The organism is Tepidimonas sp. HKU78 (assembly GCF_049860815.1).
Lineage (GTDB): Bacteria > Pseudomonadota > Gammaproteobacteria > Burkholderiales > Burkholderiaceae_C > Tepidimonas.
On sequence record NZ_CP187547.1, the window covers coordinates 2,290,128 to 2,306,918 of the forward strand.

At 69.9% G+C, this 16,791-nt stretch carries 19 protein-coding genes; 10 read left to right on the top strand and 9 right to left on the bottom strand.

The genetic code is table 11. The features are described 5' to 3' along the window. Nucleotides 1-252: 252 nt before the first annotated feature. Nucleotides 253-1,716 (bottom strand): transposase, encoded by a 1,464-nt coding sequence (locus tag ACPYIS_RS11305; RefSeq protein WP_425973594.1) that lies wholly within the window; start codon nt 1,714-1,716, stop codon nt 253-255. Nucleotides 1,717-1,984: 268 nt separating this feature from the next. Between ACPYIS_RS11305 and ACPYIS_RS11310 the strand changes: the two genes are divergently transcribed. Beyond that, nucleotides 1,985-2,959 (top strand): IS5 family transposase, encoded by a 975-nt coding sequence (locus tag ACPYIS_RS11310; protein ID WP_424859166.1) that lies wholly within the window; start codon nt 1,985-1,987, stop codon nt 2,957-2,959. Nucleotides 2,960-3,670: 711 nt separating this feature from the next. Here the strand turns inward: ACPYIS_RS11310 and ACPYIS_RS11315 are convergent. From ACPYIS_RS11315 to phnF, 4 genes are read right to left on the bottom strand one after another with little or no spacing between them, the layout of a single operon-like run. Then, nucleotides 3,671-3,835 (bottom strand): DUF2905 family protein, encoded by a 165-nt coding sequence (locus tag ACPYIS_RS11315; RefSeq protein ID WP_424859165.1) that lies wholly within the window; start codon nt 3,833-3,835, stop codon nt 3,671-3,673. A gap of 9 nt (nt 3,836-3,844) precedes the next feature. After that, on the bottom strand, nt 3,845-4,501 hold the full coding sequence (locus ACPYIS_RS11320) for a phosphonate metabolism protein/1,5-bisphosphokinase (PRPP-forming) PhnN (RefSeq protein WP_424859164.1): 657 nt from the start codon (nt 4,499-4,501) through the stop codon (nt 3,845-3,847). Continuing rightward, on the bottom strand, nt 4,498-5,190 hold the full coding sequence (locus tag ACPYIS_RS11325) for a DUF1045 domain-containing protein (protein WP_424859163.1): 693 nt from the start codon (nt 5,188-5,190) through the stop codon (nt 4,498-4,500). Before ACPYIS_RS11325 ends, ACPYIS_RS11320 begins: the two co-directional genes overlap by 4 nt. Beyond that, the gene (phnF, locus tag ACPYIS_RS11330; RefSeq protein WP_424859162.1) at nt 5,180-6,007 is read right to left on the bottom strand and encodes a phosphonate metabolism transcriptional regulator PhnF; all 828 of its coding nucleotides are present in this window, start codon (nt 6,005-6,007) and stop codon (nt 5,180-5,182) included. The genes ACPYIS_RS11325 and phnF overlap by 11 nt, the downstream gene beginning before the upstream one ends. Nucleotides 6,008-6,030: 23 nt before the next feature. Between phnF and phnG the strand changes: the two genes are divergently transcribed. The 8 genes from phnG to ACPYIS_RS11370 are packed head-to-tail and all read left to right on the top strand — an operon-like array spanning nt 6,031 to nt 12,471. Continuing rightward, complete coding sequence (gene phnG, locus ACPYIS_RS11335) at nt 6,031-6,519, top strand: phosphonate C-P lyase system protein PhnG (protein ID WP_424859161.1); 489 nt, start codon at nt 6,031-6,033, stop codon at nt 6,517-6,519. Continuing rightward, complete coding sequence (gene phnH / locus ACPYIS_RS11340) at nt 6,519-7,253, top strand: phosphonate C-P lyase system protein PhnH (protein WP_424859160.1); 735 nt, start codon at nt 6,519-6,521, stop codon at nt 7,251-7,253. Before phnG ends, phnH begins: the two co-directional genes overlap by 1 nt. A gap of 1 nt (nt 7,254) precedes the next feature. Then, complete coding sequence (locus ACPYIS_RS11345) at nt 7,255-8,424, top strand: carbon-phosphorus lyase complex subunit PhnI (RefSeq protein WP_424859159.1); 1,170 nt, start codon at nt 7,255-7,257, stop codon at nt 8,422-8,424. Beyond that, nucleotides 8,421-9,290 carry an alpha-D-ribose 1-methylphosphonate 5-phosphate C-P-lyase PhnJ gene (locus ACPYIS_RS11350; protein WP_424859158.1) on the top strand — a complete coding sequence of 290 codons (870 nt, stop codon included), beginning with the start codon at nt 8,421-8,423 and terminating at the stop codon, nt 9,288-9,290. Before ACPYIS_RS11345 ends, ACPYIS_RS11350 begins: the two co-directional genes overlap by 4 nt. Next, on the top strand, nt 9,277-9,738 hold the full coding sequence (locus ACPYIS_RS11355; protein WP_264892049.1) for a GNAT family N-acetyltransferase: 462 nt from the start codon (nt 9,277-9,279) through the stop codon (nt 9,736-9,738). The genes ACPYIS_RS11350 and ACPYIS_RS11355 overlap by 14 nt, the downstream gene beginning before the upstream one ends. Further along, nucleotides 9,728-10,522, top strand: coding sequence for a phosphonate C-P lyase system protein PhnK (gene phnK / locus ACPYIS_RS11360; RefSeq protein WP_424859157.1), 795 nt, complete (start codon nt 9,728-9,730; stop codon nt 10,520-10,522). Before ACPYIS_RS11355 ends, phnK begins: the two co-directional genes overlap by 11 nt. A gap of 10 nt (nt 10,523-10,532) precedes the next feature. Continuing rightward, nucleotides 10,533-11,294 carry a phosphonate C-P lyase system protein PhnL gene (gene phnL, locus ACPYIS_RS11365; protein ID WP_424859156.1) on the top strand — a complete coding sequence of 254 codons (762 nt, stop codon included), beginning with the start codon at nt 10,533-10,535 and terminating at the stop codon, nt 11,292-11,294. 37 nt (nt 11,295-11,331) lie between these two features. Beyond that, nucleotides 11,332-12,471: an alpha-D-ribose 1-methylphosphonate 5-triphosphate diphosphatase gene (locus tag ACPYIS_RS11370; protein ID WP_424859155.1), complete on the top strand. Its 1,140-nt coding sequence runs from the start codon at nt 11,332-11,334 to the stop codon at nt 12,469-12,471. A 10-nt stretch (nt 12,472-12,481) separates the two neighbouring features. Here ACPYIS_RS11370 and ACPYIS_RS11375 read toward each other — a convergent pair whose 3' ends face one another. The 4 genes from ACPYIS_RS11375 to phnC form a co-directional block, all read right to left on the bottom strand. Next, the gene (locus ACPYIS_RS11375) at nt 12,482-13,084 is read right to left on the bottom strand and encodes a phosphonate degradation HD-domain oxygenase (protein WP_424859154.1); all 603 of its coding nucleotides are present in this window, start codon (nt 13,082-13,084) and stop codon (nt 12,482-12,484) included. A 19-nt stretch (nt 13,085-13,103) separates the two neighbouring features. Next, complete coding sequence (gene phnE, locus ACPYIS_RS11380; RefSeq protein ID WP_424859153.1) at nt 13,104-13,916, bottom strand: phosphonate ABC transporter, permease protein PhnE; 813 nt, start codon at nt 13,914-13,916, stop codon at nt 13,104-13,106. Nucleotides 13,917-13,977: 61 nt separating this feature from the next. Continuing rightward, on the bottom strand, nt 13,978-14,961 hold the full coding sequence (gene phnD, locus ACPYIS_RS11385; RefSeq protein WP_424859152.1) for a phosphonate ABC transporter substrate-binding protein: 984 nt from the start codon (nt 14,959-14,961) through the stop codon (nt 13,978-13,980). A gap of 42 nt (nt 14,962-15,003) precedes the next feature. Beyond that, nucleotides 15,004-15,846, bottom strand: coding sequence for a phosphonate ABC transporter ATP-binding protein (gene phnC / locus ACPYIS_RS11390; RefSeq protein ID WP_424859151.1), 843 nt, complete (start codon nt 15,844-15,846; stop codon nt 15,004-15,006). A gap of 211 nt (nt 15,847-16,057) precedes the next feature. Here phnC and ACPYIS_RS11395 point away from each other — a divergent pair, with 211 nt between their 5' ends. After that, complete coding sequence (locus ACPYIS_RS11395; protein ID WP_424859150.1) at nt 16,058-16,786, top strand: TorD/DmsD family molecular chaperone; 729 nt, start codon at nt 16,058-16,060, stop codon at nt 16,784-16,786. The last annotated feature ends 5 nt before the right edge of the window (nt 16,787-16,791 follow it).

The following is a 16,791-nucleotide window of genomic DNA, read 5'->3' on the forward strand; positions in this document are numbered from 1 at the left end:
ACTGATGCATGGGTGGCCGGCCGATACCGGCCTGGATGGCTTGGAACTGACGGCTGCGACATCGTCTTGTCGTGATTCGGCCTGGCCCCTGACGGATCGCTCGGGGCTCGCTGGGCCTTGGTATCAGGGTTGACCCTGAGTCCGTGGGCATCGCCCCGGCATGCGGCGCAGCGCCATCCTGGCTGCCGCTGGCAGGGCAGCCTGAGGGCCTGGGGCGAGGTGTTTGTGACGGCCGGCGCGGCTCAGGCAGCTTCAGTCTTGCCCTGCCTCGCGCGCCCGTCCCCGGGGTGGCGGCTGCGGATCCAGCCCCAGATGGCTGAGGATCTTCTCGACGACCGCTCGCTCCAGGATGGCCGCGATGATCTTCAGTTCCCCGGCGCCGCAGTTCGGGCAGTGCTGCATGTCGATGTCGAACACGCGCTTGAGCAGCCGCGCCCAGCTGATGTGGTGCGGCCGGACCTGGACGGTCTGGACTTCGCACTCGGCGGCGGCGGCCTCGGTTGCCACCTGTGCTTGCGCTGGCGGGCCTTGCGGCACCACCAGCGCCCGCAGCTTGGCGTTCGGCGCCAGCACGCCGTGGAACCTGATGAGGTGCAGCCGCGGCCGCGGCACCAGCGCCGCCAGCCGCTGCATGAACTCCAGCGGGCTCAAGACCAGATGCGTCGTGCCGTCGCGCCACGGTGTCTTCAGCTTCAGCTCGACCTGCCCGGCGGCATTGACCTGCACCCGTTCGTCGGAAAGCGCCGGCCGGGTGATGTAGCGGCACAGCTGCTCCAGCCGCTTGCGGTCATGGGCTTCGACCCGCACCGCGGCGTGCAGGCTCAATCCGTCGATGTCGGCGCACAGCGGCTGGCGGGCCCAGTCCTCGCGCGGCATCGCGCCTCTCAGGGTCAGCACCTTCTGCCCGGCGCGCGGCCCGAAGGCGATTCGGTAGGTGATGGCCGCGGCCTGCAGCGGCCGCAGCGTGCGCGCCTCCTCGCCGTCGGCATCCGGCTCGGCCAGGTAGGTCTGGCCCATGTCTTCGACCAGCACGCCCCGGCGCGTGAGCATCTTCATCAGCCGGGCGATGACGGTCTGCAGCAGCGCGTGCAATTCGTCGTCGGTGGGCGCATCCGCCTCAATGAAGGCCGGCGAACCATCGGCGTCGCAGCAGTACACCCCGTCCAGTACCAGACAGTGCAGGTGGATGTTGAGGTTGGCGGCCGAGCCAAAGCGCTGGATCAGCGTGACGGCGCCGCCGTGACCTTCGTCAGCCTTGAGCCCCGCCTGCCGCAGCAGATGTCGCGTGACCACGCGCTGCACCACCTGCAGCACCGGCGTGACCAGTTCCGGCTGCGCGGCCAGCAGCACGCGCAGCGGGATCGGCAGCGACAGCACCCATTGCCGCACCGGCACGTGCGGGATGACGTGGTCGACCAGGTGCGCAGCGGTCTGCGACATGCGCCGGGCGCCGCAAGAGGGGCAGAATCCCCGGCGCTTGCAGCTGAAGGCCAGCAGCTTGTCGTGGCCGCACTCGCCGCAGCGTAGCCGCAGGAATCCATGCGCCAGGATGCCGCACTCGAGGAAGGCGTCGAACTCGTCCTTGATGAACCGCGGCAACTCGGCGTCCGTGCTGGCCTCGGTGTGGGCGATGAAGCTGGCCGCATGCTGCTGGACCAGGCGGTACAGCGTGGTCTGCTCCGGTCGGTGGCGTTCGTAGTGGAGCCGGCTGGCCAAGCCGGGTAAGGAACCGGGCTGGCGGGCGGCGTGCACGGCATGCAGAGGACTCGATGGGGACCTCTACCGTCCCAGCATCGCCCTGCACTCGCCATCGCCCTTCGGTCGGGCTTGTGGGTGCAAGAAGATGGCCCTCCACCGGGTGCAGCCGGTTGGGGTAGGCCAGCCCCGGCGGGAGTCCGTCGTTCACCCTAGGGAAACGCTGATCAAGTCCACCGTATCGTAGTTGCGTGCGTTGAAGGTGTCGACGCGGGATGCGAGGATGACGATGAAGCAGATGACCTTGGCAGCGGCGGCCGATGCGTCGGCGGGATTCGAGCGCTTTCGTAAGCCTACGCGCCGCGACGCATTCCTGGCCCAGATGCAGACGATCGTGCCGTGGGCGCGGCTGGTGGCGCTGATCGAGCCGCACTACCCCAAGCCCGGCAACGGCCGCCCGCCCATCGGGCTGGAGCGCATGCTGCGCATCCACCTGCTGCAGCACTGGTTCAACCTGGCTGACGCCGCGTGCGAGGAAGCGCTGTACGACTCGGCGGCGCTGCGCGCCTTCGCCGGCATCGACCTGGGGCGCGAGCCGGTGCCCGATGCGACCACGATTCTCAAGTTCCGCCACCTGCTGGAGCGTCACCATCTGGGTCAGGCCATCTTCGCCGAGGTGGGTCGCATCCTGCAGGAGCGAGGGCTTCGCCTGAGCGCGGGCACGATCGTGGACGCCACCATCATCGCCGCGCCGAGCTCGACCAAGAACGCCGAGCAGCAGCGCGACGCCGAGATGAAGCAGACGCGCAAGGGCAAGCAGTGGTACTTCGGCATGAAAGTGCACGTGGGTGCCGACAGCAAGACCGGGCTGGTGCACAGCGCCGTGGTCACCAGTGCCAACGTGCATGACAAGCATGCCTTGCCCGATCTGCTGCACGGTGCGGAAAAGCGCGTCTACGGCGACCGCGGCTACCAGGGCTGCCGCGACATCATCAAGGCGGCAGCACCCCAGGCGCGCGACTTCACCAACCGGCGCGTGCGCAAGCCCGACGGGCAGGACGAGGCCGAGCGGCTGCGCAACCGCACCAAGAGCCGCGCTCGGGCGCGCGTGGAGCACCCGTTTCACGTGCTCAAGCGCCTGTGGGGGTTCGTCAAGGTGCGCTACCGCGGACTCGCCAAGAACGCCAACCGCGTCTTCACGGCGCTAGCGATGGTCAATCTGTATATGGCCGCGCGGCGCGTGCCGGCGTTGGTGCGCCCATAGTGCGCCCAATGCGGGCCAGGTGGCCCGAAAACGGGCCCGCAGGGGCCGCCAGAGCGAGCAAAATCGTGCCGCCCAAGCCCGTACAGCCCGCATCGCTACCCCTGCTGCAACTTGATCAGCGTTTCCCTAGGTGTCAGGCGACACCGTAAATTGACCCCCTAGCGACACGAGGAACTGACCCCCTCGTTCGCAAGGAGGCCATCGTTGGAAACGAAGCACATTGAGGTAGATCCTGTGCGCCGTGTGGTTTGCGGAGTGCAGGAGATGTTGGAGCCGGAAGCGATCACGACGATCGTTCGCTTGGGGCAGTCGGGGTGGGGCGCGAAGCGGATCGCCAGGACGTTGGGCGTCGCGCGCAACACGGTGCGGCGGTATCTGAACGCGGGTGGGCCGGTGCCGTATAAGCGGCCACAGCGCACCGGCGTTTTGGTCGGTCATGAAGCATGGCTGCGGGAGCGCTACCTGCAGCACCGGGGTAACTGCGACGTGGTGCGTCAGCAGTTGAGCAAGGAGCTTGGGATCGACACGAGCCTGCGCACGGTCGAGCGCGCGTGCCGAGGGTTCCGCCAGGAACTCGAAGCGAGTCGCCGTGCGACGATCCGCTTCGAGACCGCGCCGGGTGAGCAAATGCAGATCGACTTTGGGCAGACGCGCGTGATGATCGGCGGCGAGTCGGTACGGGTGTTCCTCTTTGTGGCCACACTGGGCTACTCACGCAAGGGGTTTGCCTGCGCATTCCGCCACGAGCGCCAAAGCGCCTGGTTCGCTGGCCGAAAGGTCGCCGGGCAGCCGGCCCCACGGCAGGCGGGAGATCCACGGCCACGCGAGCCCGGCCAGGACGAGAAGCACGCCAAGGACGATGAGCAACCGCTGCATGCGGGCATCTTACGCAGCCGAGCGAGCCCTCGCTGCCCGCCCGGTCTTGCCGTCCAGGAGGCCGCGCCACCAGGCGACCAAGGCCTGGGCGGTGCGGGCCACGTCGCCCTCGTTGCGCAGCACCAGGTCCGCGGGCAGCCCCTCGAACTCGCGATAGCGGGCCATGCGCGCCTCGACCTGCGACCCGCTGTCCCGGCCCCGGCGCAGCAGCCGCTCGCGCAACACGTGCTCGGGCGCGGTGATGCAGATGCTGTGCGCGGCCGGCACCTGGGGGCCCCAACGCAGCCAATGCGCCCGCGAGCCGTTGATGAGGACCCAGTCCCCTGCGAGCCACGGCTCCAGCGCCGCCCAGCGGATGCCATAGAGGCAGCCATGGGCTTCCCAGTGCAACGCGAACTCACCTTCGGACAGCCACCGCCGCATCTCCGGCAGGCTGACCGTCTCGTCTGCCGCGCTCGCGCCACCGTGCGGCCGGGCCACCGTGCGCCGCGCCAGCCGCAGCGGCTCTTCGCGCCGCAGGATGGCAAGTGCGGCCGCCAGCACGCTGTCCTTGCCGGCCCCCGAAGGCCCCATCACGTACAGCAGGCGTTCGCCGTCGCCCAGGGCCGGCATCGGGGTGGCGTCCCGGCCCGCGCCTCGCGCCGTGAGCTGCGGGCGTTCGCTCATCGCGTCCCCAGCGGACAACGCTGCACCAGCACGAAAGGCTCGCCTGCGGCCGGCTCCGCAAAGATCGCAAGGTCCGTGCAATGCAGCGGTCGGGCCAGTGCGGCGGCGAAGTGCCGCCGTGCGCGGACGGTGAGTTCATCACGCCAGGCAGGCAAAGGAGCGAGGCCGTCCGTCAGCGTCATGTGGAACCGCCACTCGTCCAGCACGTAGGGGTAGCCGTAGCGTTGGAGCAGCGTCTGTTGCCGCTGCGTCAACCCCCGCTCGCGCCGGCGCAACTCGCTCTCGGAGGGCGGCGCACGCCACGGATCGAGGTCGATCACGCAGCGCCGGGCGAGCGCGACGATCGGGTGCGCGCCGTCGAAGGGCTCGCGGGGACGCAAGGCCATGAAGTCGCCCAACCAGCCCACATCGAGCGGCGGCATCTCGAAGGGCTCGACGGTGGACGCCAGCTGCGCGACGGCCTCCACGAAGGCGGAGGCCCGCGCCGGCTCCCGCAGCCGGCACGGGGGCTTGAGCGTGGCGTGGAAACCGTAGCGCCGGGGCGCCGCGGCCCACGCGCACACCGGCACCAAGGCCCGCTGCGGCTGCGCCGCATCGCGACCCAGCCAAGTGCAGCCGGCATCCCACAGGGGATGGTCCGCAGGCGGCGCGTAGTACACGGCCAGACGGTGCGCGGACTCAATCCGCATGGAAGTCCTCCGGGCTCACGCTCAGTTGCACCGCGTCCGAGGCGAACAGCGTCGTGCCCGCCTCCACCGGCACGCCCTGCGCGTCGACGTTGACGTAGTCCACGACCAGCACAGGGGCCGAGGTCGGGCGCGCCAGTGCGTCGGCCTCGTCGGCGGTCGGCATGCGGCATGAGACGACGCTGCGCGCGCGGGTGTAGTCGCTCACGCCATAGCGCCGCAGGGAAGCGGTCACCGAGCCCGTCTGCGCGAAGGCGGCGGCGACGCCTTCGAAGCGGCGCCACGGGAAGGCACTGACGCTGACGCCAATCACCCGCCCGCGCACGATGGCCCGCGTGTGCAGCACCTCGACCTTCTCGCGCGCTTGCAGACGCAGCGGCGCTGCCCACGTGCCGGCCGCCACGACCTCGGCATGGCGCAGCTCGCGCTGCGCGCGCTCGCCGGACTCGGCCAAGTTCTGCGTGAGCCGGGTGCGCCGCTGCAAGGCGTAGTCCAGCACCAGTTCGCGCACGAAGGTGCCGCGCCCGTGCAGGACACGCACGAAGCCGCTGTCGGCCAGGGCCTTGACCGCCTGGCGCAGGGTGTGGCGGTTGACGCCGAAGCGCTCGGCCAGGACGAGTTCGTTGGGCATGCGCTCGCCGGGCAGGAAACGGCCCGCCACGATGTCGTCGCGCAGGGCCTGGGCGATCTGCTGCCAGCGCGGCAGGGACGGCTCGGTGTCGGCCGCAAGGGTCAGGGCTGGGTCGTGGAGCATGCGGGTCGCAGGAGGATCGAGCTTCAACAAACTGTCATCGATGGCTTGCACACTGGGCGACATCATAGAGTCGTCTAGATGACCGATCCATGTCAGAGCCCTCCCCGTCCCCCGTTCTTCGCTGCGACGCCAAGGCGCGCCGCCAATGGTTGTCGGTGCTGGCGCGCTCCAGCCGCGAGGCGCTCGAGCGCCACGCCGCGCCGTTGGCAAGGCGTCACCCTGGGCAGTGGTTGCGCCCGCCGGAAAACGGCCTCGTGATGCTGCGCGGCCGCATCGGCAACACGGGCGACCGCTTCAACCTCGGCGAGGCGACCGTCACGCGCTGCGCCCTCACGCTCTGCGGGCCGGACGGACACGCCAGCGTGGGCGTGGGATACGTCCTCGGCCGGGACGCCGAAAGGGCGCACTGGATCGCCTGCGTGGACGCCTGCCTGCAGCAGCCCGCCTGGCAGGCGGACGTGTGGCGGCAGGTGATCGCACCCCTGCAGGCGCAGACCGCCGAGCGCCATGCACGCGAGCGAGCCGCGGTCGCGCCCAGCCGCGTCGAGTTCTTCACCCTGCATCCGGAGGTCAGCTGATGATCGCCGCCCTGACCACCCATTCTGCGTCGGCCCACGCGGGGAGCACCAGCGCGCCGGCCGCGCTGCCGCGCGGCTTCGCCGATCCGGTGCACGGCAGCCAGACCACCTTCCGCTGCCTGCTCGAAGCGATGGCACGGCCCGGCTGCCTCCAGGCTCTGGACGCCGGCACGCGCGACGGACTGGCGCATCCGATCGGCCTGGGCGTGGCGACCTCCGCCATACTGCTCACCGTGGCCGATGCAGACACCGCCGTCTGGCTGAGTCCCGCGTTCGCGCCGTCGCAAGTGCTCGAGGGCGTGCTCGCGTTCGGTCGTTTCCACACCGGCATGCGGGTGGTACCTCGTGCCGAGGAGTCACAGTACGCGCTCGCGCCCGCGCACGCGGCGGCCGAGGCCCTGCTGCTCGGCCTACCTCGCGGCAGCGACGAGGCGCCGCAGGAAGGCGCCACTTTGGTCGTCGAGGCGCCCTCCATCGTCTCGATCGAGGAGGACGCGGCGGCCGCAGCGCCACCGGCGCACCCCGAGGACGCGGACCCCACGCCGTGGGTGCGGCTCTCGGGCCCGGGAGTTCGCCACGCCAGGTGGCTGGCGGTGGGGGGGCTGAGCCTGGCCTTCTGGCGGGCGCGCGAGGAACTGCAAGCGGGTTTTCCTCGGGGCGTGGACATCATCTTCACCTGCGGCGGGCAGATCGCGGCGGTGCCGCGCTCGACCGTGGTGCAAAGGAGCCGCTGAGATGTACATCGCAGTCAAGGGTGGCGAGTCCGCGATCGAAGCTTCACGCAGGTTGCTCGCCGCCGCCCGCCGGGGCGATCCGGCGCAGCAGGAGATCGAGGTCGCGCAGATCGAATCTCAGTTCGGGCTGCTGGTGGATCGCGTGATGGGCGAGGCCTCTTTGTACGACCGCGAGCTGGCCGCACTGGCCCTCAAGCAGTCGCAGGGCGACGTGGTCGAGGCGGTGTTCCTGCTGCGGGCCTACCGGACCACCCTGCCCAGGTTCGGCTACGGCGAGCCGCTGGACACCGAACGCATGCGCGCCAGCCGCCGCGTCTCGGCGATCTTCAAGGACCTGCCTGGCGGGCAGTTGCTGGGAGCCACCTTCGACTACACGCAACGTTTGCTGGACTTCGATCTGCTCCGCGCGTCCGACCAGGCACCGCCCACGCACGGCGAGAAGATCGCCGTGGCCGCCGGGGAGCCCCTGTCCGAGGCCATGCCATGCGCCCTCGAGGCCCTCGCCGCGGAAGGCCTGGTGGAGCCGCTCACACCGAGCGACGGCGATCCGCAGCCTCCCGACATCACCCGCGAGCCGCCGGCCTACCCCATGCCCCGTGCAGGGCGGCTGCAGATGCTCGCCCGCGGCGACGAAGGCTGGGTGCTGGGCATGGCCTATTCGACGCAGCGCGGCTATGCGCACACCCACCCCTTCGCGGGCGAGATCCGCGTCGGGGCGGTGGCGGTGGAGTTCACGCCCGACGAGCTGGGCTTTCCGATCGAGCTGGGCGAGGTCGTGCTGACCGAGTGCCAGATGATCAACCAGTTCACCGGCAGTGCCGAGCAGCCTCCCCAGTTCACGCGCGGATACGGCCTCGTGTTCGGTCGCAGCGAGCGCAAGGCCATGGCGATGTCGCTGGTGGACCGGGTCATGCGCGCCGACGAGTTCGGCGAGGAGCTCACCAGCCCGGCGCAGGACCAGGAGTTCGCGCTTTCGCACTCGGACAGCATCGAAGCCTCGGGCTTCGTGCAGCACCTCAAGCTGCCTCACTACGTGACCTTCGAAAGCGAACTGCAGCTGGTGCGCGGACTGCGCGCGCGAGCCCCCGAGACCCGCTCGCCTGCCTGCGCTGCCGCCGACGCCCCCGCGCCTGCTGCGGGCCCGACCCCTGCCATCGAGCCGACCGCATGAACGCCCGACCGCCACTCGCCCCGCCGGCTGCCGGCTACAACTTCGCCTATCTCGACGAGGGCACCAAGCGCATGATCCGCCGTGCGATCCTCAAGGCGGTCGCCATCCCCGGCCACCAGGTGCCTTTCGGCTCGCGAGAGATGCCCTTGGCCTACGGCTGGGGCACCGGGGGCATCCAGGTCACGGCCGCCGTCATCGGACGCGACGACGTGCTCAAGGTCATCGACCAGGGCTCGGACGACACGACCAATGCGGTGAACATCCGCCACTTCTTTGCCCGCACGACGGGCGTGCGCACCACCGAGCGCACGCGGGAGGCGACGCTGATCCAGACGCGCCACCGCATTCCCGAGGCGCCGCTCACTGAACGCCAGATCCTGGTCTACCAGGTGCCGCAGCCGGAGCCGCTCTACCGCCTCGAGCCCCGCCGCGCCGAGACGCTCAAGCTGCACGCCCACCGCGAGTACGGGCTGATGAACGTCAAGCTGTACGAGGACATCGCGCAATGGGGACGCATCGACACCACCTACGACTACCCGGTGCTGGTCAACGGCCGCTACGTGATGGCGCCCTCGCCCATCCCCAAGTTCGACAACCCGAAGATGCACATGATGCCGGCCCTGCAGCTCTTCGGCGCTGGGCGCGAGAAGCGCATCTACGCGGTGCCACCCTACACGAGGGTCGAGAGCCTGGATTTCGAGGACCATCCATTCCGGGTGGAGCCGCAGGGCCATGCCTGCGCGCTGTGCGGCTGCACGACGAGCTACCTGGACGAGATGGTCCTGGCCCATGGCGAGCGCCTGTGGGCCTGCTCGGACACCGACTGGTGCCGCGAACGAAGGGAGGCCGCCCATGACCGCGACTGACATCCGCCTGCGCATCGCGACCGTCGACGATGTGCCGCGCATCCTGGCCCTGTACGAGGCCTCAGGGCTCGACGCCCCGGGCACCAACGACGAGGGGCAGGCCCGTGCCACCTTCGAGACGATGCAACGCTATCCCAACTACCACCTGTGGATCGCCGAGACGGCGGACCAGGCGGTCGGCACCTACGCGATGATCGTGCTGCCCAACCTCGGCCACCGCTGCTCGCCCTCCGCCCTGGTCGAGGACGTTGCCGTCCATCCGGATGCACAGGGGCTGGGCATCGGGCGCCGGATGATGGAGCATGCCCTCGATCAGGCGCGCGCCGCCGGCTGCTACAAGCTGGCGCTGTCGTCCAACCAGTCGCGCACCGCCGCCCATGCCTTCTACGAGGGCCTGGGCTTCGAGCGCCACGGCTACAGCTTCAAGGTGACGATCGATGCACGGTGACAGCCCTTGCGCCACCGAGCCCTTGCTGCAGGTGCGAGCGCTGGGCCGACGGTACGACCGCCACTGGGCGGTACGCGATGCACACCTCGAGCTGCACCCGGGCGAGGTGCTGGCGGTGGTGGGCGAGTCGGGTTCGGGCAAGTCCACCCTGCTGTCGTGCATCGCCGGCCTGCAGCGCCCGGACGAGGGCCAGGTGCGCTACCGGGCGCGCGACGGCCGATGGCTCGACGTACACGCCCTCGGCGAAGCCCAGCGGCGGCTCCTCGCGCGCACCGAGTGGGGCTACGTGCACCAGCAGGCGCACCTGGGCCTGCGCATGGGCGTGAGCGCTGGGGCCAACATCGGCGAGCGGTTGATGGGGCTGGGTGTGCGCCACTACGGGCACCTGCGCGCCGAGGCCGAACATTGGATGCGGCGCGTCGAACTGGACGCGGGCCGGCTCGACGACCTGCCGCGCGACTTCTCCGGCGGCATGCGGCAGCGGCTGCAGATCGCCCGCAATCTGGTGACGCGACCGCGTCTCGTGCTCATGGACGAGCCGACGTCCGGCCTGGACGTGTCGGTGCAGGCCCGCCTGCTCGACCTCATCCGGCTGCTGGTCGCGCGCATGCACCTGGCCGCCATCATCGTCACGCACGACCTGGGCGTGGCGCGTCTGCTCGCCCATCGCATCGTCGTGATGAAGCAGGGCCGTATCGTCGAGCACGGCCTGACGGACCGCGTCCTCGACGACCCCCAGCACGAGTACACGCAGCTGCTGGTGTCGTCGGTGGTCGTGCCCTGAAGGAGCGGACATGAAGATCGAAACGCACGCCTGGCCGGTGATCGACGTGCAGGGCCTGAGCAAGCGCTTCACCCTGCATCTGCAGGGCGGTCGGCGTCTCGACGTCCTCGAGAACGTGTCACTGCAGGTCCATGCCGGTGAATGCGTCGCGCTGGTCGGCGCATCGGGACGCGGCAAGTCCACGCTGCTCAAGTGCCTCTACGGCAACTACGGCTGCGAGGACGACGGCCGTGCCGGCGCACGCGTGGCGGTGCGCGTGGATGGGAACGCGCCGCGCTACCTCGACCTTGCCCGCGCCACACCGCAGGAAGTGCTGGCGTTGCGCAGATCGACGGTCAGCTACGTGAGCCAGTTCCTGCGCGCGGTGCCCAGGGTGCCCGCACTGGACGTCGTGGCCGAGCGCCTGCTGGAAGGCCTGGTGCTGGGCGACGCGGCCGACGTGGACGATCCCCGCTACGACGAGCACGTGGAGAACGCACGCGCCCGTGCCGCCGCGCTCCTGGAGCGTTTGCGCGTGCCCCGCGCCCTGTGGACACTGGCGCCCTCCACCTTCTCCGGCGGCGAGCAGCAGCGCGTCAACATCGCCCGCGGCTTCGTCAAGCCGACCCCGGTGCTGCTGCTGGACGAGCCCACCGCCTCGCTCGATGCAGCGAACCGGGAGGTGGTGGTGGACCTGATCCGCCAGGCGCGCGAGCGCGGCGCGGCCATCGTCGGCATCTTCCACGACGAGGACGTGCGCGACCGCGTCGCCACGCGCACCCTCACCCTATGATGGGCCTGGACCGGCCTGCCGAACCTCGAGGAACCCCATGACCGAACTGGTGCTCACGCATGCCCGCGTCGTGCTCGCGCACGAGGTGATCTCGGGCACGGTACGGGTGCGCGACGGACGCATCGACGCGATCGACAGCGGCACGACCTGCGTGCCCGGTGCGGTGGACCTGGAAGGCGATTACCTGCTGCCGGGCCTGGTGGAACTGCACACCGACAACCTCGAACGTCATATGATGCCTCGCCCGCGCGTGTACTTCCCCGTACAGCCGGCAGTGCAATCGCACGACGCCGAGGTCGCGGCGGCCGGCATCACGACCGTGTTCGATGCGATCGGCGTCGGCGACCCCTACGACGAGGGTTTCCGTGCCCGCGACCAGGGCGAGCTGCTCGGGGTGCTCGACCGGCTAGAGACGGCGGGCGCCCTGCGCGCCGAACACCTGATCCACGTGCGTTGCGAGCTGCCTGCACCCAACGCGCGCGAACTGTTCGAGCCCTTCGCCGCCCACCCCCGGCTCAGGCTCATTTCGCTGATGGACCACACCCCCGGCCAGCGCCAGTGGAGCGACGTGGAGCACGCCCGCATCTACTACACCGGCAAGAAGGGTTGGAGCGCCGAGAAGTTCGAGGCCGAGCTGCGGGCGGCGCCGGAACGCCAGACGCGACACGCGGCGCCGAACCGCCGCTGGTTCGCCGAGTTCGCGCGGCAGCGTGGCGTCGCGCTCGCCACCCACGACGACACCACGGTCGAGCACGTGGAAGAGGCGGTCGCGCTGGGCGCGTCGATGAGCGAGTTCCCGACGACGCTGGAGGCGGCGCGCCATGCCAAGTCGCGGGGACTGGCGACGATCGCCGGGGCGCCGAACGTCGTGCGCGGAGGCTCGCATTCCGGCAACGTGGCGGCACTGGATCTGGCCCGTGCCGGCGTCCTCGACGCGCTGTCCTCCGACTACGTGCCCGCGAGCCTGCTGACCGCCGCATGGAAGCTGCATCGCGAAGGCGGCCACACGCTCAGCGAGGCGATCAACACCGTCAGCCGCAACCCCGCGCGGGCATCGGGCCTCGTGGACAGGGGAGAGATCGCGCCTGGCTTGCGAGCCGACCTCGTGCGTGCACGCGAGGTGCACGACCACCCCGTCGTGCGCTGGGTCTGGCGGGCGGGTGTGCGCGTGGCCTGAAGGGCGCGGGTCAAAGCGCGCTCAGTCCGTCCGCGGTGGACCAGCCTCCGCCCAAGACCTCGTCCTGCACCAGACGGGCCAGCACGACCAGGTAGTAGTCCAGGGACGGGGTGGGCCGGCCCGGAACTTTCGCCAGGTCGTCCCAGCGGCGCAGCTTGACCGCCGCGTCGGCGTGCGGCAGGGTCTCGAAGGCCTGGGCCTCGGCCTCGCTCATCGGCCCTCCCTGCAACACGAGCGTATGCCGGGAGGCGGGCGAGAGGCTGTCGTGGTATGCGGTGTCGCGGGTACAGAGGTAACGCTTGGCCTGCACGTGCAGGCGGATCGGTTCGACCACGTCGGCGTCGAAGGCCTGCGACAGCCACGCGGACGCCAGCATCTCGTGCTGGTCGTCCTCGCCGTCGGGCGTGTGGCCTCCCGCCAGCAGGTGCCCGACGTCATGCAGCAAGGCCGCAGCAACGAGACTGTCGTCCGCGTGGGCCCACTCGGCCAGCTGCGCGCATTGCAGCGCATGCTCCAGCGCGGTCACCGCCTCCGCCTGCACACCGCCGTAGAGCCGCTGGCCGTGAAGCCGGTACAGCTTGTCGATGCGCTCGATGATGGAGTGGGAAGGCATGGTGGCCTCCGATCGGATGTCAGATGAGCCGCTTGCGCAGGGCCGACGACGCCAGGTCTATCAGCGACACCGCGACGATCAGCATGATGAGCACGGCGGCGGTCTGCCCGTACTGGAATCCTCGGATGACGTCCCAGAGCACCATGCCGATGCCGCCGGCACCGACCATGCCGACCACCGACGCCGAACGCACGTTGGCCTCGAAGCGGTACAGCGAGTACGAGATCCATAGCGGCATCACCTGCGGCAGCACGCCGTAGAGGATCTCCTCGATCGGTCTGGCTCCCGTGGCCCGGATACCTTCGACGGGCTGAGGGTCGATGGCCTCCACCGCCTCGGAGAAGAGCTTGGCCAGCGTCCCGGTCGTATGCACCCACAGCGCGAGGACGCCGGCAAAGGGGCCGAGGCCCACGGCGACGACGAAGAGCAGCGCGAACACCATCTCGTTGATCGCACGGCACCCGTCGAGCAGGCGACGCACCGGCTGGTACACCCACCACGGCACGATGTTGGACGAGGCGAGCAGGCCCAGCGGCACCGCGCAGGTCACGGCAAGTGCCGTTCCCCACACGGCGATCTGCAAGGTCACGAGCAGTTCTGTGGCGTAGTGCTTCCACTCCCGGAAGTCCGGGGGGAAGAACCCCCGCAGGTATTCGCCCATGTTGCCCGAGTCGTTCCATAGGTCGAGGGGCCGCATGTCGGCCCCCTGCCACGACCCGGCCAGCACCGCGAGCAACAGCGCCCACAAGGCCGGCCGTCCCCAGCCGGCGCGTGGTGGCGCGGGCACGGCAAGGCGCGCCCCGGCCACGGGCGGCGTGTGCGTGATGCTCATCTTTGGCAGCTCCTGGTCCGGCGGTCCATGCCGCGCCCGCAACCGTCGCCTTGCAGGCGGCTCACCGGGCGCTCGCGACCAGCTTCTGCAGTTCCGCCAAGCGGGCGTCGATCTCCTGCAGCTTCTTCTGCTTGTCCTCGGCCGACAGGGACGAGTCGTTCTCGACGCGGTTGCGCTCGCGGGCCAGTTCGAGCTGGCGGATCGGCAGCAACTGCGCGTTGCTCGATGCCTTGAAACCGGCGAAGCCGATCACCTTGAGGATGGCCTGCTCGCGCTCGTCCTGCTTGCCGTAGCCGAGCAGGAACTCGCGCAGCCTGGCCTTGACGGCCGGGTCGAGGTCCGCACGCCACACCAGCGGGTCGGAGGGGATCAGCGGTGATTTCCAGATCACCTTGATGTCCTTGGCCTTGGCCGGGTTGGTCAGCTTCAGACGCTCGATGGCCTCGTTGTTGTTGGTGGCCACGTCCACCTGCCGGCTGGCCGCGGCGAGCAGGTTCGTCTCGTGGTTGGCCCGCACCACGCGCTTGAAGTCCTTCAGCGGATCGACCTTGTGCTGCTGGAAGGCGTAGTAACCGGGCACCAGGGTTCCCGACGTGGAATTGGGGTCGCCGAACCCCAGCGTGAGCCCCTGGCGCTGGCGAAGCACGTCTTCCAGCGAGTTCAGGGGACTGTCCTTGTGCGTGACCAGCAGCGAGTAGTAACCCATCGAGCCGTCCACCGAGATGGTCTGGGCGAACACCTCGGCCCCGGAGCGGTCGACCGCCTCCATCGCCGACTTGTTGCCCATCCACGCGAGGTGCACCTTGTTGAAGCGCATGCCCTCGATGATCCCGGCGTAGTCCGGCGCGAAGAAGGCGTTGATCTTCAAGCCGGTGCGCCGGCTCATGTCCTCCAGCAGAGGCTGCCAGGCCTGCTTGAGGTTCTGGGACGATTCCGTCGAGATGATGCCGAAGCTGATCTCGCCCGTCTGGGCGCTGGCGCTGGCGCTGGCGGCCAGGCCGAGCGACAGCGCGGCGGCGGTGAGGGTGAAGGCGCGGCGGTCCATGGTCGTCTCCTCGAACAAGGGGTGAGTGGAATGCGGGCGGGATCAGGCGGCTGCCTGGAGTGCGCCCGCGGACTGGGGGGCGGCACCCGGCAGCGCGCCCACCCGGTGGGAGAACAGCTCCTCGGTCTGCGTGCCATACAGCTCCATCAGCCTCTGGCGGCTCAGCTGCGCCGTCGGCCCGTCGTACACGACCTGGCCGTGTCGCAAGGCCACCGTGCGCGGGCAGTAGGCGAAGGCGAAGTCCACCTGATGCAACGAGACGACCACCGTGGTGCCCTGCTCGCGGTTGAGTCGCGCGAGCAGCTCCATCACCTTGCGGCTCGACTCCGGATCGAGCGAGGCGATGGGCTCGTCGGCAAGGATCACCTGCGCCCGTTGCACGATGGCGCGCGAGATCGCCGCCCGCTGCTGCTGCCCGCCGGACAGCGTCGAGGCCCGCTGCCACGCGCAGCGTTCGATGCCCACGCGCTGCAAGGCGAGCCAGGCCGCCTCCAGCTCGTGCGCCGGAAAGCGCCTCAGCGCCGTGCGCCACAGCGGCAGGCGGTTGAACGCGCCGACCAGCACGTTGTGCATCACGGGCAACTGTTCGACCAGGTTGAACTGCTGGAAGATCGTGGCGATGGCCGCCCGCGTGCGGCGCACGTCCCGCTCGAGCCGCCCGGCCTGCTGCACCCGGCGCCCCAGTACCACCACGCGCGATTCGCTGCCCTCGTCTCCCCGATGCAGCCCGCAGAGGTGCCGCAGCAGCGTGGACTTGCCCGAGCCCGACGCACCGAGCAGAGCGACCATCTCGCCGCGCCGCACGGTCAGGTCCACGTCCTTCAGCGCGCAGCAGTCGCCGAACGTCTTGCGCAGGCCGCGCACCTCGATCACCGTGTCGTGCATGGATTTCCTCCGGGTGGACGTCGCAGCAGATTATCTAGACGACCCATGACCGGTCCATGAACCTTGCATGACCGGGCGATGACAACGGCCGTGCAAGATCTACACGGTAGGTCTTTCCGACCTCCCGCCGGCTCCGCGCCAGGCCAGTTCCAAGGCGGACAGGCGACCCCGAGGGCGGAGCGGGAACGCCATCTGCTCGGCTGTGCCACCCATGCACCGCACGAGCACCGACCTTCGCAGCGGGGTCCATGCCCCGCCGCACACGCAGGCACCGATCGCGCCGCCGCTTTCGCCCGTCGAACAGGGACGGGCCGACTGCTACGGCCTTGCCGCGCGGCTGTTGAGCGCCCCCGCCGACGCGGCCTTGCTGCAGGCGCTGGCCTCGATGCAGGACCTTCGCCCCGCCGGCAGCGTCCTGGCTGATGCGTGGCGGTCGCTGTGCGGGGCTGCGCGCGCCCCGGCCCGCGCAGTGGCGGACGCATTCGACGCCTTGTTCGTCTCGATCGGCACGCCGCGGCTCAATCCCTATGCCTCGGTCTACCGCAGCGGGTTCATGATGGATCAGCCCCTTGCGGACCTGCGCGCGGACCTGCGGGCGCTGGGCCTTGCGCGTGCGCGCCATGTCGGCGAGCCCGAAGACCACCTCGCGGCGCTGTGCGCGACGATGCGGGTCCTCATCACCGGTGTCGGGACCGTGCCGGCGCGCCCCCTCGAGCGTCAGCGCCAGTTCTTCGATCGGCACCTCGCACCCTGGTACGCAGAGTGCCTGAACGACATGGAGCAAGCACCGGATGCCGGGTTCTACGCGGCCGTCGCGCGTTTCGAGCGGGCCTTCCTCGATATCGAGACCGAGGCGTTCGGGATGCTGGAGGACGGATCGGGGTGGCGGCATGAATCCCCGCTGTCCGACCCGGTGCCTGCCGCAGGAGAAGGACCATGACATCG